The organism is Pseudomonas sp. FG13, assembly GCF_057809755.1.
The window spans coordinates 45,690-60,000 of record NZ_JBMDKO010000004.1; the positions used below are offsets into that span (position 1 = coordinate 45,690).

Consider the following 14,311-nt stretch of genomic DNA (forward strand, 5'->3'; position numbering starts at 1 on the left):
GGGTTTTGAGAGATGAGTACCAAAATGCGTGTAGCTGACTACATCATGAACCGACTGGCGGAACTGGGCATCAAGCAGGTGTACTTCCTGCCAGGTGGCGGCGCCATGCATTTGAACGACGCCTTGGGACGTCATCCCGACCTCGAGCCGATCCTGTGTCTGCATGAACAAGCGGCCGGCATTGCTGCCGAAGCGGCCGGTAAGCTCACCGGCGGACCAAGCGCCTGCATGACCACCTGCGGGCCGGGGGCTACCAACGCCGTGACGGCGACCTTGGGCGCCTGGCTTGATTCCACTCCGGTGTTCTTTATTTCCGGGCAGGTGAAAACGGCTGACCTCAAGGCCGGCACCGGCTTGCGGATGCTCGGCGTGCAAGAGGCCGACATCGTCTCCATCGTGTCGTCGATCACCAAGAAAGCGGTGACCCTGACCGATCCGCTGGCGGTCGCCGAGGTATTCGATGAGTTGGAACATGCCGCTCTGACCGGGCGTCGTGGCCCGGTGTGGCTGGATGTACCGCTGGATGTCCAAGCGGTACAGATCGATCCAACGCAGCTGCGCCGTGCCCAGTTGCCGCCGGTGGCCGCAGCCGTCGATGTCAGCGAGTCGGTAAACCGCACCCTGGAATTGCTCAAGGCCGCCAAGCGTCCGGGCATTATTGCCGGTAGCGGTATTCGCATGGCCGGTGCTGTCGAAGCTTTCAATGCACTGATGGAATCGGCGGGCGTCCCCGTCATGCCGACGTGGCTGTCCATGGACCTGATTGAAGACGAGCATCCGCTGTTTGGCGGTCGCCCAGGTTCGATCGCGCCGCGTTGGGCCAACTTCACCCTGCAGAATTGCGACCTGCTGATTGTGTTGGGCTCACGCCTGGACATGGCGCTCACGGCCTACAACCATGCGCATTTCGCACCGTATGCCAAGAAAGTCGTGGTCGACATCGATCCGGCGGAAATCGCCAAGCTGCAGATGCCGGTCGAGGTCAAGGTGGTGGCTGACGTCAAGCCGTTCATCGAAGGCCTCGCTACGGCGGTCAAGGCCGCCGGGCTGCCTGATTACTCCGCCTGGCGGGCGCAGATCGCTGCCTGGCGCGAGCGTTATCCACTGCTGCAACCCGAGCACGCCGATGACAGCGAAGGCGTGAGCATGTATCACTTTACCGATCGCCTGTCGGACCTGTTGAGCGAAGGCGATGTGATTGCCCCTGGCAGCTCCGGGTTCGCGTCCGAATTGTTCCTGCTCAACCTGCGCCTGAAGAAGGATCAGCGCTGCTTCCACAACCGCGGCACTGGCTCGATGGGCTTCGGCGTGCCGTCGGCCATCGGTGCCTGCCTGGCATCCGGACGTAAGCAGACGATCTGTGTCGAAGGTGACGGCGGTGTGCAACTGAACATCCAGGAGCTGGCCACCCTGGCCGCGCAGAACCTGCCGATCAAGTGCTTTGTGATCAACAACCAGGGCTACGCCTCGATCCGCACCTCGCAGAACATGCACTTCAAATTGCTGGTGGGGGCTGACGATACCAGCGGCCTGAAACTGCCTGATTTGCAGCAGTTGTCCGCAGCCTATGGTGTCGGCTATGCCCGCATCGAGTCCCACGAGGGACTGGATGCGGCGCTGACCGATGTACTCGAGCGCAGCGGCCCGGTGATCTGCGAAGTGCTGGTGCAAATCGAAGAAGCGCGGGTGCCGCGGGTCATGACCCGTATCAATGAACAGGGCAAACCGGAAACCGGCGCGTTGGAAGATCTCTATCCGTTCCTGCCGCGTGACGAATTCCACGCACAGATGGCAATCTCGGAGCGCAACTGACATGGCCTGGTTGAAGAGAAAACTGACCGGCCTGAGCTATCGCTATTTGCGCGGTACGGTTTCCTGGGCACATGCCAAGTCGCCGGAAATCCGCCATGAGCGGCTGTTGCCATATTCGAGCTATGCGCCGTGGTGCCAGGACCACGCGTTCGAGCAGGCTCTGGGTTTGGTCGAGCGCAACACCCTGGTGGACAAGTACCGATTGTTCGAACTCTGGTCCCTGGCCCGCCAACTCGATGACCTGGAAGGCGACTTCCTGGAAGTGGGGGTCTGGCGAGGCGGTTCGGGTTGTTTGTTGGCGTTGGCAAGCCAGCGGCCGGGTCGAAAGGTGTTTCTGGCCGATACGTTCACCGGTGTGGTGAAGGCCAGTCACCTGGATACCGGCTACAGCGGGGGTGAACACAGTGACACTGATATCCAGCGTGTCCAGGCACTGGCGGCACGCTGCGGTGTGACCGAGCGTGTGCAGATCCTCGAAGGCATGTTCCCGGAGCACAATGCCGAGCATGTCAGCCAGCGGCTGGCCTTCCTGCACATCGACGTGGATGTCTATGAGTCGGCTCGCAGTGTCTTGGAATGGGCATTGCCGCGCCTGGCTCCCGGTGCTGTGGTGGTGTTCGACGATTACGGTTTCTATGGCTGCGAAGGTGTGACCCGGCTGGTCAACGAGTTCATGCAGGGTAATCGCGACTTCCGCTTTATCCACAACCTCAACGGTCATGCCGTGCTTATCCGGGTGGCGTCGGGAGAGCACCATGTTTGAAAGCCAACGCTTCGAACATGTGCTGGTCTACGGTGCCCGTCTGGCTGGACAGCGGGTCCAGGCTTATCTGGCAGAGCAGGGCATCGGAATCAGCGCGTTTCTGGATCGTGATGCGTCCCTGGAACAAGTCGATGGCATCCCTGTTGCCAATGCCCGGGATTGGGCTCTCGGGCACGACCCAGCCAGTGCCTGTGTGATTATCGGTCTGTTCAATAATTACGTGGATGTCGGCGAAGTGGTCAGCCAGCTGCAAGCGCTGGGCTACGGCCGGGTGGTCAGTCTTGTGGAGTTCGTGCGGCACTTCCCTGAAAGACAGCCGTTTCGTTACTGGTTGGTAGACCCGCGTTATTACGAAGCTCACGCTGAACGGATCGCCAATCTGCGCGAGCATCTGGCTGACGAGACCAGCCGGCAATTGCTGGACCGAATCGTCGAGTTCCGCATCTCGGGTGACTATTCGCGGTTACCTTCGCCCTCGCCCCGGCAGTATTTTCCCGAGGATCTTCCGAACTGGCCACAGCCGCTGCGTTTTGTCGATTGCGGGGCTTATACCGGCGACACCGTTCAGGAAATGCGCAGTGCGGGGCTGGTCTTTGAAGCTGTTGCCAGTTTCGAGCCGAACCTTGAGAACTATGCAGTGCTGGTGCCGAACCTGAGTGACCTGCACGCGGTGAATTTTCCTTGTGGCGTTTCTGACGGCAACCGGCGTATCGGCTTCGACGGCGCCCTGGGAGCAGGTGGGCATCTGGTTGAGTCGGGTGGGGAAACGGTGACATGTGTGCGCCTGGACGATGCGTTGCCAGGCTTTGCTCCGAACCTGATCAAAATGGACATCGAAGGCGAAGAGCCCGCGGCGTTGGAAGGCGCCAGGAACATGCTGAACCAATACCGGCCGAACCTGGCCATCAGCATTTATCACCGGGCGGAGCATCTATGGAGCATCTTCGAGCAATTGCAGGGCTATGGCTTGCCATACCGTTATTATCTGCGTTGCCATGCCCACAGCAGCTTTGACACCGTGTTGTACGCCGTAAACAGTCTTGAGGTTGCGCAATGAGCCAAGTAGAAAAATCGAGCTATTGGGATTCGTTCTACAGTAGTCGCAAAAGAGGTGCGCCGGCTTACCCGTCGCAATTCGCGGCGTTCGCCGTCAATGAATTGACCGATGTCGACGGTGTGATCGAGTTCGGTTGCGGCAATGGCCGCGACAGCGAGTTTTTCGCCGCCTGTGGCTTCGATCTGCTTGGGCTCGATGCGTCTGTGGAGGCCATTGAGCTATGTCGTTCGCGCAGCGCTCACGAACATACACGTTACGTGCAGTGCCTGGCCGGCGCCGCCAGGGACGAGATCAAAGGATTTCTGGAGAACAAGCGCAAGGTGGCGGTGTACGCGCGGTTTTTCCTTCATGCGATCGATGAGAACGAGGCCGGCGCATTCCTGGATCTGCTCAGCGTACTACTGCCTGCGCAAAGCCAGGTGTTTTTCGAATACCGCACGACCGACGATGCCGAACAGGAAAAGATCTTTGGCACCGACCACTACCGGCGTTACGTTGATCATCGGGTCATGGTGGCGGACATCGAGCGCGCCGGCTTTCATGTGACGTACCAGATCGAAGGCCGCGGCCTGGCGAAGTTTCGTGACGAAGATGCCAAGGTCGGCCGCTGCGTCGCACTGAAAAAATAGCATCGTTGAGGCGCATGGGCGCATCCGGGGAAGGCATCATGGATCTGCAAGGTAAGAAACTCATTCTGTTCGGTGCGGGCAAGAGTGGCGGGCTGTTCATCGAACAGAACCGCGATCTGGATATTCTGGCAATCGTCGACAATGATCCACAGAAGCAGGGGCAGGCATTTTTCGGTTATCCGGTGATTGCGGCCGATCAGATTGCCGCCAGTGGTTGCGATGCGATCGTCATCACCAGTGTCTGGTCGCAAAGCATCCTGGGCCAGCTCGAAACCCTGGGGCTGGGTGACATACCCACGGTCATTCCCGGCAAGCGCGAGATGAAGGGCATGCGCGATGTGCATCCGTTTTCCCATCCGCCGACCAAATCCATCGCCGAAGAATTGGTGGTGACCCTCGGCGCACTGACTGACGCCGCCGGCATCGATTTGTATCTGGATTTCGGCACGCTGTTGGGGGCGTTGCGCGAGGGTGATTTCATCGCCTGGGACGACGACATCGACTTTTCGGTCAACGATGTTCAGTTCGAGGCGCTGGTGACACTGGTGCGTGGCAATAAGCAGCGTCTGCCGCAGCGTGATGGCGTGGTATGGAACATCGAATTGATCGCCACCCACGGTTTTGATTTCGCCATCCGGATTACCTGTGACAATGCCGAAGGGGCCGACGAGATTATCCCGTTCGAAACCGACATTGCCCGGCGCGTGCGCCGCGACGGTTCGGCGGTAGTGATCGGTGCCATGCCCGAATGGTTCTGCCCGCAAGTGCATTTCGACGGCTTCGATGCCATCCAACTGTTCGGTGCTTCGTTGAAGGCCCCCAACGATGCCTTCGGTTACCTGGACTTTGTCTATGGTGACTGGCGCGTGCCGAAAAAGGACATGTCGTTTGCCGATTACAACCATTCCGGTGAAGTGGTGTTCGAGCATTACGATAATTCGATCAGACAACTCTGATCGGAACCGCTTCGCGACCCATTGGTAATAACTCCCCTCGCCACAAAGGGGAAATCACCTATCCAGATAATGACTTGTGGTTTCCATGTGGCTTCAGAACGTCAGGAGTGTTTGATGCATCGTTCGTTATTTGCCGAAAGGCCGAGCCCCTATTACATCCTGGCGCCCGATTACCGGCGCAACTCGGCTGGTATTCGTGTGCTGCACATGCTCTGCGATGCGTTGGTTCGTTCCGGCTATGAGGCCTACATTTCTGCGGCGGTCGGCAACCCCCGCCTGATGACGCCACGCCTGACCAATGATGTCACCGCTTTGCACAAAGCGCAGAAAATCGAGCCGATCATCATCTATCCTGAAGTCGTGGACGGCAATCCCATGGGCGGTAACGTAGTCGTACGCTACCTGCTCAACCAGCCCGGTTTTCTTCGGGCCGTCAGCCCCTACGACGACAACGACATCCTGTTTTCCTACACGCGTGAGTTGCTGCAACCGGGTATGGCACAGGATCGTGTGTTGTACATGCCGGCTGTCAACATCAGCATCTTCTGTCCACCGACGGACCCGGCCCAGCGTATTCCAGGCAAGATCTGCTACTACCAGGGCCGGCAGGGCACGGCACTCATCGACCCAGCATTGCTGGGCCCGGATTCGATAGAAATCACTCCGGGAAGCCCGGCCTCCTGGGAGGCGTTGGCGGCGGTTTTCCAGCAATGCGAATTTTTCTATTGTTCGGAACCCTCGGGGTTGGCCGCTGAAGCGGCGTTGTGCGGCTGTGTGGCAGTGGTGATCCCTAGCCAATACGCCCCCCGGCCGCTGTCCAATCATGAAAACAACAGCTACGGCGTAGCCTGGGGCAATACACCGCAGGCCATCGAAACGGCGCGCCAGACCCTGCCGCTGTTGCGACAGAGTCTGTTGCGACACCAGGAAAACTTTTGGGCTTCGCTCGATCACTTCATCGAGGTCACCCAGGACGCCGTGGTGGCCTATGCGCAGCGTCCCGACAAGAACCAGGACGCTCATTGGCTGGCAGCCCGCCAGCCAAACGCCGTGCAGCGACTGTTGATCGATGAATACCTGAAACGTAGCCAGGTGCCTGTTCTCGGAGTGGTCATCCTGGATCCGGACGGTGAGCTCCAGCGTCTGAACGATACCCTCGAAAGCCTGGCGCAACATGAAGGCCTGCCCGCCATATTGCAGCCGGCAGTATTGACCGCTGCCGACATTCCCTGCGACGACAAGCGGGTTTTCCGGCTCGACTCGCTCGACACGGTCGCCACCTTGAACCGAGTGATCAACGAACAGGCCTTTGATGTGTTCATCATTGTCCGGGCCGGTGAAACCTTCACGGCCGGTGGCCTGCTCAGTGCGGTGCTGGAGTTGACCGCTACGCCCGATTGCCGGGCGATCTGCGCCGACGAGGTCATGCGCTTCGAGGATGGCAACCTGAAGCTGGCGCTGCGTCCGGATATCAACCTTGACCTGCTGCTCAGTTTCCCAGCCTGCATGGCGAGGCATTGGCTGTTGCGTCGCGATGTCTGGCAGGCAATGGGAGGCTTTGCGACCGAGTTTCCTGCGGCCTTCGAGCTCGAATACATTCTGCGCATGATCGAGACGGCCGGGTTTGAAGGCTTGGGGCACATGAGCGAGCCGCTGGTCGTCGGCGACGTGCTGTTGCTTGAGGACAATCCTCAGGAGCGGGCAGTCATCGAGCGCCATTTACGTACTCGTGGATTTACGGCGCCCCAGGTCAACTCCAGGCTACCAGGGCGCTATGAGGTGGATTACGGCCATGCGGTCGCACCTGCGGTCAGCATTCTGATCCTGGCGGACGGACAACTGACGTATGTGCAGCGTTGCGTGGATAGCCTGCTGGAGAACACCGGCTACGGCAATTATGAGTTGCTGTTGCTGGACCGTGGCAATGAAGACGCGGCGATGTGCAGCTGGTTGTCAGGCATCGAACAGTTGGGGGTCGGCCATCTGCGGGTGCTGCGATTCCCTGCCGGGCTTTCACCCGAAGTGATTCGGAACCAGGCCGTGGAGGAAGCGCGTGGTGAGTTCCTGCTGTTCCTGGATGCCGGCATCGGCGTGCTTACCGGTGGCTGGCTGGAGCAGTTGCTCAACCATGCCATGCGTCCTGAAGTGGGTAGCGTCGGCGCCAAGCTGATCGCTGGCGATGGCACCGTTCGCCATGCCGGGCTGGTGCTGGGCTCAGGCGGGACGGTGGCCAGTCCTTTTGCCCGGATGCCCGGTGACGGGGATGGCTACATGCAACGTTTGCAAGTCGACCAGAACTACTCGGCGCTAAGCGGACAATGCCTGATGGTGCGACAGGAATTGTTTGCCGCCGTGGGCGGTTTCGACGAGGAGCTGGCACCCTGGGCGGATGTGGACCTGTGTCTGAAGCTTCAGCAGGCGGGTTATCTGAACGTGTGGACGCCGCGGGTAAAACTGTTGATCGGCGAATCCCCGGCAGTGGAGACGACCCCGGTGCAACTGGACCGTCTCTACCAGCGCTGGCTGCCGACGCTGGCCCTGGATCGTGCCTACAACCCGAATTTTTCATTGGCGCCCGAGCGAGCGTTCCATGTCGTCGAGTCGTCGTTGTCCTGGCGTCCGTTATCGAGCTTTGCCTCGCTGCCTACGGTTCTAGCCCATGCAGCAGGCGAACCGGACAGCGCCCGGCAGCGGATTGTCCAACCGTTCAATGCCTTGCGTGAGGCGGGGATGCTGGATGGGGCGCTGTCCAGCCAGGCGCTGTCAGTGGTGGATATCGCGCGGTACAACCCGGACGTGCTCTTGGTTCAACAGTATGTAAATACCGAGCAGTTGGAAACCCTGCGCCAGGTAAAGGCATTTGCTCGTTGCTTCAAAGTCTTTGACCTGGATCTGTACCTGCCCAACTTGTCGCCCAAGAGTCCGCATTATCGACTGCTGCCGACGGACGTACTCGGGGCTCTGCGCCAAGGCCTTTCCCACATGGATCGGTTAGTGGTTTCCACCGATTTCATGGCCCAGGTTTTTGACGGTTTCAATGCGGACATCAGGATTGTGCCGACCCGGCTCGATCCCCGCGACTGGGAAGGTCTGCAAGGAGGGCGTCGTTGCGCGGATAAGCCACGAGTCGGTTGGGTCGGCAGTCTGCACAATATCGGTGAGCTGGAAATGCTTGCCAATGTCATCAAGGAACTGGCCGACGAAGTCGACTGGGTGATACTGGGAACCTGTCCAGCCCATCTGCGTCCTTTCATTCGTGAGCACCACGATGCGGTCGCGGTGGATGCATACCCGTCCAAGCTGGCTTCGCTGAACCTCGATCTGGCCTTGGCGCCGCTTGAGGATACCTTGTTCAATCGTTGCAAGGGCAACGGTCGGTTGCTGGAGTTCGGGGCGTGTGGCGTGCCAGTCATCTGCTCCGATATCGAAGCCTATCGCGGTGACTTGCCCGCCAAACGCGTGGAGAACCGCTTCGATACATGGGTCGATGCTATCCGCGCCCACGTCCAGGACCTCGATGCCGCAGCGGCGCTTGGTGATGCGCTACAGACTTGTATACGCCAGGATTGGATGCTCAATGGCGTCGCACTGGCGGCGTGGCGCGACAGCTGGCTGGGCCATTGATCATGCGGGTGAGTCTCGAATCGTCCGTCGTCGCTGCGGATATCCAGCGAGTCGCCCGTTATCTTGAACCTCGGGAGCTGCTGGTTGGTCAGCGCATTTTACTTACCGGCTGCACGGGGTTCTTCGGTAAATGGTTGCTCGCCACGCTTGCCCATCTGAATCAGGGCGGCGCGAGCATTGAAGTAACAGCGGTGTCCCGCTCGCCGCAGGCGTTTCTGTCCGAATATCCCGAGTATGTCGGTTCGGGTTGGATCAAATGGTTGCAGCATGACGTCCAGGCACCCCTGGATATCGCGCCGGGGGCACGGTTCGATCTGGTGATACATGCCGCCACCGATACCTTGGCCGGTGCCCATGCCGACCCTCTACGCATTTACGACACCATCCTGGGCGGCGCCCGTCATATCCTCGATCTGGCGGTACGAACGGGGACCCGGCGCATTCTTTTTACCGGGACCGGGGCGCAATACGGGCCTCTTGAATTTGGTCATCCGGTGACAGAAAGCAGCCCGTCGTCCTGCCCCAGCCATCTGGCCGGCAGCGCCTATGCCGAGGCCAAGCGCGCCCAGGAGACTCTGGCCGCCATCTATGCCCAAAAGCACGGGCTGGAGATCGTCCTGGCCCGTTGTTTTGCTTTTTCCGGGCCGGGAATAGCGCTGGATGCGCATTTCGCCATCGGTAACTTCGTTAGAGATGCCCTGTGGAAGGACGAGCTGCTGCTTCACTCCAGTGGGCGCGCCGTGCGAAGTTACCTTCATGGTGCTGATCTGGCGGTCTGGTTGCTGACGTTGCTGGTCCGAGGCGCCGCCTCTAATGCTTATAACGTAGGCTCTGACAAAGGACTGACAATCGCCGAGTTGGCCTGCAAGGTCGTCGACCGTATCTCACCGGGCAAACAGGTGAAGGTTCTGGGTGTCGACGAGGCGACGCAGGCACGTTCCTACTACGTACCCGACATTGAAAAAGCCAGGGGACTGGGTCTTGATGACTGGACCTCGCTGGATCAGTCCATCGACAGCATGGCCAGATGGATTCGGGAAAATCACTGAAATTCGCAGGTTTGTCTCTCGTCGAAATCCGGGCTCATGAGGCCAGATAAATCATTTCATGAGTAAAACGGCGTGACGCATAGGTCACAAAGTGCATCTTCAATGTATTGTGTTCCTCGGACTGAAGGCGCGTTCAGCTCATCGAGTGTCGTGTTCAGCTCCGCGGTTCAATCGTTATGACGCACCCCCGCCGCGTTTTTGGGGTACATATTCAGTAGCTATTTATGATCGGGAAGCCATGATGATTGGCATAAAAAGCATAGCGAGTTACGTGCCGACCGCTGGTGTGGATAACTACGCTCAGGGTGCCAAGTTCGAGAAGGATGAAGAATTCATCCTCGGAAAGATCGGTTCGGCGTTCCTGCCGCGCAAAAGCGCCGAGCAGGAAACCTCGGACCTGTGTGTTGAAGCGGTGAATGCGTTGTTCGCCAGCAATCCCGAGCTCAAGCGCGAATCGATCGATGCGCTGATCGTCGTCACTCAGAACGGTGACGAGGAAGGGTTGCCTCATACCGCCGCCATTGTGCAGGACAAGCTGGGCCTGCCGACCCATGTCGCGGCGTTCGACATCTCCCTGGGTTGCTCGGGCTATGTGTACGGCATTTATGCCTTGAAAGGCTTCATGGAGGCGGTAGGGCTGAAGAATGGCCTGCTGGTGACGGCCGATCCCTATTCGAAGATCGTCGACCCGGAAGATCGCAACACCACCATGTTGTTCGGTGACGCTGCCACTGCGACCTGGATGGGTGAGGAGGCACTCTGGCAACTGGGCAAGGCCAAGTTTGGCACCGACGGTTCCGGTGCGCCGCACCTGAAGGTCAGTGACGGTGTGTTTTTCATGAACGGACGCCAGGTGTTCAACTTTGCCTTGTTGAAAGTGCCGGCCCACTTGCATGAGTTGTTGAGCGAATCGTCACTGCAGCCCGATGACATCGACGCGTTCTGCATTCACCAGGGCAGCGCGGCGATTGTCGATGCCGTGGCGCGACGTTTTGAAGACAAGCCCGAGAAATTCATCAAGGACATGGTGGAGACCGGAAATACCGTGTCCTCGAGCATTCCACTGCTGTTGGAAAAACACGCCCTGGATGCCAGCTGGAAACGTGTGGCAATCAGTGGTTTCGGTGTCGGCCTGTCATGGGGCTCTGCGATTCTCTATCGCGACTGAATCACCTGAGATGTGATGTGGGAGCGGGCTTGCCCGCGAAGGCGTTGGTACATTCAGCACAGATACAAGCTGATCCACCGCTTTCGTGAGCAAACCCGCTCCCACTTTTTTTTGCCTGAAATTTGCCAATGCAGATTTCTGGCGCCATTTTTTGAGCCTTTTCCCTGCGTTAAGCCCTTGTTTTTCAAGGGGTGGCCACCTGCTAGTAAATTTTTTAAAAAAAGCCCTCAAGCAAGTTCCCAAGCCGACGATAACTATTACGAAGGTTCTCTAGGCCAACCCGGCGGTTGCCAAGGCCGGAAGCCGCAGTACCCAACCAACGAGGAATTCGTCATGGCTTTAACAGTAAACACCAACGTCACATCCTTGGGCGTACAGAAGAACCTGAACAAGGCTTCCGATGCTCTGTCCACCTCGATGACCCGTCTGTCTTCCGGCCTGAAAATCAACAGCGCCAAAGACGACGCCGCCGGCCTGCAGATCGCTACCCGCATCAACTCGCAGATCCGTGGTCAGACCATGGCGATCAAAAACGCCAACGACGGTATCTCCATCGCTCAGACCGCTGAAGGCGCGATGCAGGAACAAACCAACATTCTGCAACGTATGCGTGAACTGGCTGTTCAGTCCCGCAACGACAGCAACAGCTCGACTGACCGTGACGCTCTGAACAAAGAGTTCACCCAGATGAGCGCTGAGCTGACCCGTATCGCCAACAGCACCAACCTGAACGGCAAGAACCTGCTCGACGGCACCGCCAGCACCATGACCTTCCAGGTCGGCTCCAACACTGGCGCCTCGAACCAGATCACTCTGACCCTGAGCGCCAGCTTCGACGCCAACACCCTGGGTGTCGGTTCGGCAATCACCATCGCCGGTTCGACCAGCGCTGCTGCTGAAACCGCTTTCTCGGCTGCTGTTGTTGCAATCGACGCTGCACTGGCAACGATCAACTCCTCGCGTGCTGATCTCGGTGCTGCACAAAACCGTTTCACCAGCACCATCGCCAACTTGAACAACATCAACGAAAACGCCAGTGCTGCACTGGGTCGTGTACAAGACACCGACTTCGCTGCTGAAACTGCCCAGCTGACCAAGCAGCAGACTCTGCAACAGGCTTCCACTTCGGTTCTGGCCCAGGCCAACCAACTGCCATCCGCTGTACTGAAGCTGCTTCAGTAATAGCTGGATGAGTTTTAGCGGGGGAGTGCGCTTGCGTACTCTCTCGCTTTTTCCGTTCAAGAGGTGATGGACATGGATATGAGCGTGAAGCTGAACTTGTCTTATCCAGCGGCGAAGCCGGCACCCACTGTGGTCGACAAGCCAGTGGAGAAGCCTCGAGCCGACGCTTTGGTTGTGGCGCCGGTCAAGGAAACCCCTAAAGACGCTGCTGCCGAGCAGGAAAAGCTCAAGAAAGCTGTCCAGGAGATCGAGAAGTTCGTTCAATCGGTCAAGCGTAACCTGGAGTTTTCCATTGATGAGCCTTCAGGCAAAGTAGTGGTCAAAGTGATTGCCAGCGGTTCCGGTGAAGTGATTCGCCAGATCCCGAACGAAGAAGTTCTGAAACTGGCCAACAGTTTGAATGATGCAAACAGCCTGTTGTTCAGCGCAGAAGCCTGACAACTGGCACGAATTTTGTTGCGATGTTCTTTTGGGCGTTGTAGTGGTCAAAAGGCCGGCGACATACTGAAGGGAGTTTCACATGGCAAGTCCAATTCTACCTGGCTTGGGTCTCGGTTCCGGCCTGGATACAACAGCCATCGTCAAAGTCCTGGTGGACTCTGACAAGGCGGCCAAGCAAGGCCAGATTACTCGCGCGACGACGGCCAACACCAACAGCATTTCCGGGGTAGGCACCCTGAAGTCCCTGCTGGCATCCTTCAAGGCCGCCATGACGTCTCTGTCCAGCACAACCACGCCGCAATTTGCCGGTTTTGCTGCGACATCTTCCGCAACCAGTTATGTTACCGCCACGGCCAGCAATACGGCTGTCGCCGGCAACTACACCGTCAAAGTCGATAACATCGCCACGTCGTCCAAGGTCACCAGTGCGGCTTTCGCCGGCGGTACCACCAGTGCCATTCCCACCGGCACGTTGACCATCGCGCAGAACGGCGTTAACTACAATCTCGATGTGGCGAGCGGAGCGACCCTGCAATCGGTTCGCGACTCGATCAACGCCGATACATCACTGAAATCCGCCGGCATCAGCGCCAACATCGTCACTGACTCTTTCGGTTCGCGCCTGGTACTGGGTTCGAGCACGACCGGTGCAGGCTCCGATATCTCGGTCAGCGGCATTGCCGGGCTGGAGATTGATGGGACCAACGTCGTGGGGGCGGGCGGTGCTGCGTTGACGGCGACTTCGGCCGGTGCCATCGGTGCCATCGCGACCGATGCGAAGTTCTCCATTGATGGCATGGCGTTGACCAGCAAGAGCAATACGGTCGACAAGGCGATCTCGGGGTTGACGTTGAACCTGGTTGCCGGTGGAACGAATGCCATTTCAACCGTGACCGTTGCGCCCAACAACGATGGTCTGAAAGCTTCGATCCAGAAATTCGTGGACGCCTATAACGCAATCGCGACCAACATCACTGCGCTGACCAAGCCGTCGCTCGACGCGGATGGCAACCCTACCGTTGCGGCAAAAATGACCGGCGACGCATTGCCTCGTTCGATCCTGGCGACGATTCGGGGTCCGTTGTCGGAAACCGGGGCGGGGGACAAGCTTACGGTACTGGCCCAGTTGGGTATCACCACCAACCAGACGACCGGTGCCCTGGACTTCAACACCACCAAGTTCAACACGGCGATGAACGACAAAAAGCTCAGTGGTGAAGTCCAGACGATGTTTACCGGCACCAATGGTTTGCTGGAACGCATGACCAATGCCATCGACCCTTATACGAAGACGGGTGGAATCCTTGATCAGCGGACCACGGCGCTGAACAAGACCCAGACTCGACTGACGAACGATCAGGCCGCGCTTGACCGCCGGGTAGAGACCCTGACCGCCGTATTGACCAAGAAATATAACGACATGGATGCCTTGGTGGGCAAGCTGAAAGCTACCGCCAGCAACATTACCTCCATGTTCGAAGCCATCTCGGCGCAGCAGAAGAACAGCTGATTCCGAGTGATACAAGAAAGCCCGGTTGCGTCAATTGACGCTCCGGGCTTTCGGCTTTTTCGATCTAAAGTTTTTTGACGCGGCGTCGATAAACTGTTTATACGAACCGAAGATTTTTTG

At 58.4% G+C, this 14,311-nt stretch carries 11 protein-coding genes; all 11 read left to right on the forward strand.

The window, feature by feature from the left end; genetic code table 11:
- The first annotated feature begins 24 nt into the window (after positions 1-24).
- The 11 genes from ACODTO_RS05410 to fliD all read left to right on the forward strand — a co-directional run bounded on the left by ACODTO_RS05410 (position 25) and on the right by fliD (position 14,191).
- Positions 25-1,812, forward strand: a complete 1,788-nt coding sequence (locus tag ACODTO_RS05410) for a thiamine pyrophosphate-binding protein (protein ID WP_139647257.1) — start codon at positions 25-27, stop codon at positions 1,810-1,812.
- A 1-nt stretch (position 1,813) separates the two neighbouring features.
- Positions 1,814-2,575 (forward strand): TylF/MycF/NovP-related O-methyltransferase, encoded by a 762-nt coding sequence (locus ACODTO_RS05415; RefSeq protein WP_139647255.1) that lies wholly within the window; start codon positions 1,814-1,816, stop codon positions 2,573-2,575.
- Positions 2,568-3,632 (forward strand): FkbM family methyltransferase, encoded by a 1,065-nt coding sequence (locus ACODTO_RS05420; RefSeq protein WP_139647253.1) that lies wholly within the window; start codon positions 2,568-2,570, stop codon positions 3,630-3,632. The genes ACODTO_RS05415 and ACODTO_RS05420 overlap by 8 nt, the downstream gene beginning before the upstream one ends.
- Complete coding sequence (locus ACODTO_RS05425) at positions 3,629-4,261, forward strand: class I SAM-dependent methyltransferase (RefSeq protein WP_139647251.1); 633 nt, start codon at positions 3,629-3,631, stop codon at positions 4,259-4,261. The genes ACODTO_RS05420 and ACODTO_RS05425 overlap by 4 nt, the downstream gene beginning before the upstream one ends.
- 38 nt (positions 4,262-4,299) lie before the next feature.
- Positions 4,300-5,217 (forward strand): nucleoside-diphosphate sugar epimerase/dehydratase, encoded by a 918-nt coding sequence (locus ACODTO_RS05430; RefSeq protein ID WP_175362452.1) that lies wholly within the window; start codon positions 4,300-4,302, stop codon positions 5,215-5,217.
- A gap of 114 nt (positions 5,218-5,331) precedes the next feature.
- Positions 5,332-8,841 (forward strand): glycosyltransferase, encoded by a 3,510-nt coding sequence (locus tag ACODTO_RS05435; protein ID WP_175386406.1) that lies wholly within the window; start codon positions 5,332-5,334, stop codon positions 8,839-8,841.
- A gap of 8 nt (positions 8,842-8,849) precedes the next feature.
- Positions 8,850-9,890 carry an NAD-dependent epimerase/dehydratase family protein gene (locus ACODTO_RS05440; RefSeq protein ID WP_241801615.1) on the forward strand — a complete coding sequence of 347 codons (1,041 nt, stop codon included), beginning with the start codon at positions 8,850-8,852 and terminating at the stop codon, positions 9,888-9,890.
- Between the two features lie 241 nt (positions 9,891-10,131).
- A complete protein-coding gene (locus ACODTO_RS05445) occupies positions 10,132-11,058 on the forward strand; it encodes a ketoacyl-ACP synthase III (protein ID WP_489106107.1) in 927 nt (308 codons plus the stop codon).
- Between the two features lie 333 nt (positions 11,059-11,391).
- The gene (locus ACODTO_RS05450) at positions 11,392-12,240 is read left to right on the forward strand and encodes a flagellin domain-containing protein (RefSeq protein WP_139647239.1); all 849 of its coding nucleotides are present in this window, start codon (positions 11,392-11,394) and stop codon (positions 12,238-12,240) included.
- 72 nt (positions 12,241-12,312) lie between these two features.
- Positions 12,313-12,678 (forward strand): flagellar protein FlaG, encoded by a 366-nt coding sequence (locus tag ACODTO_RS05455; protein WP_139647237.1) that lies wholly within the window; start codon positions 12,313-12,315, stop codon positions 12,676-12,678.
- Between the two features lie 82 nt (positions 12,679-12,760).
- Complete coding sequence (gene fliD / locus ACODTO_RS05460; RefSeq protein WP_139647235.1) at positions 12,761-14,191, forward strand: flagellar filament capping protein FliD; 1,431 nt, start codon at positions 12,761-12,763, stop codon at positions 14,189-14,191.
- The last annotated feature ends 120 nt before the right edge of the window (positions 14,192-14,311 follow it).

Bases quoted from the DNA above. Each gene is read 5' to 3' on its own strand.
- ACODTO_RS05410 (WP_139647257.1), top strand. From the start codon at position 25: ATGCGTGTAGCTGACTACATCATGAACCGACTGGCGGAACTGGGCATC.
- ACODTO_RS05415 (WP_139647255.1), top strand. From the start codon at position 1,814: ATGGCCTGGTTGAAGAGAAAACTGACCGGCCTGAGCTATCGCTATTTG.
- ACODTO_RS05420 (WP_139647253.1), top strand. From the start codon at position 2,568: ATGTTTGAAAGCCAACGCTTCGAACATGTGCTGGTCTACGGTGCCCGT.
- ACODTO_RS05425 (WP_139647251.1), top strand. From the start codon at position 3,629: ATGAGCCAAGTAGAAAAATCGAGCTATTGGGATTCGTTCTACAGTAGT.
- ACODTO_RS05430 (WP_175362452.1), top strand. From the start codon at position 4,300: ATGGATCTGCAAGGTAAGAAACTCATTCTGTTCGGTGCGGGCAAGAGT.
- ACODTO_RS05435 (WP_175386406.1), top strand. From the start codon at position 5,332: ATGCATCGTTCGTTATTTGCCGAAAGGCCGAGCCCCTATTACATCCTG.
- ACODTO_RS05445 (WP_489106107.1), top strand. From the start codon at position 10,132: ATGATTGGCATAAAAAGCATAGCGAGTTACGTGCCGACCGCTGGTGTG.
- ACODTO_RS05450 (WP_139647239.1), top strand. From the start codon at position 11,392: ATGGCTTTAACAGTAAACACCAACGTCACATCCTTGGGCGTACAGAAG.
- ACODTO_RS05455 (WP_139647237.1), top strand. From the start codon at position 12,313: ATGGATATGAGCGTGAAGCTGAACTTGTCTTATCCAGCGGCGAAGCCG.
- fliD (WP_139647235.1), top strand. From the start codon at position 12,761: ATGGCAAGTCCAATTCTACCTGGCTTGGGTCTCGGTTCCGGCCTGGAT.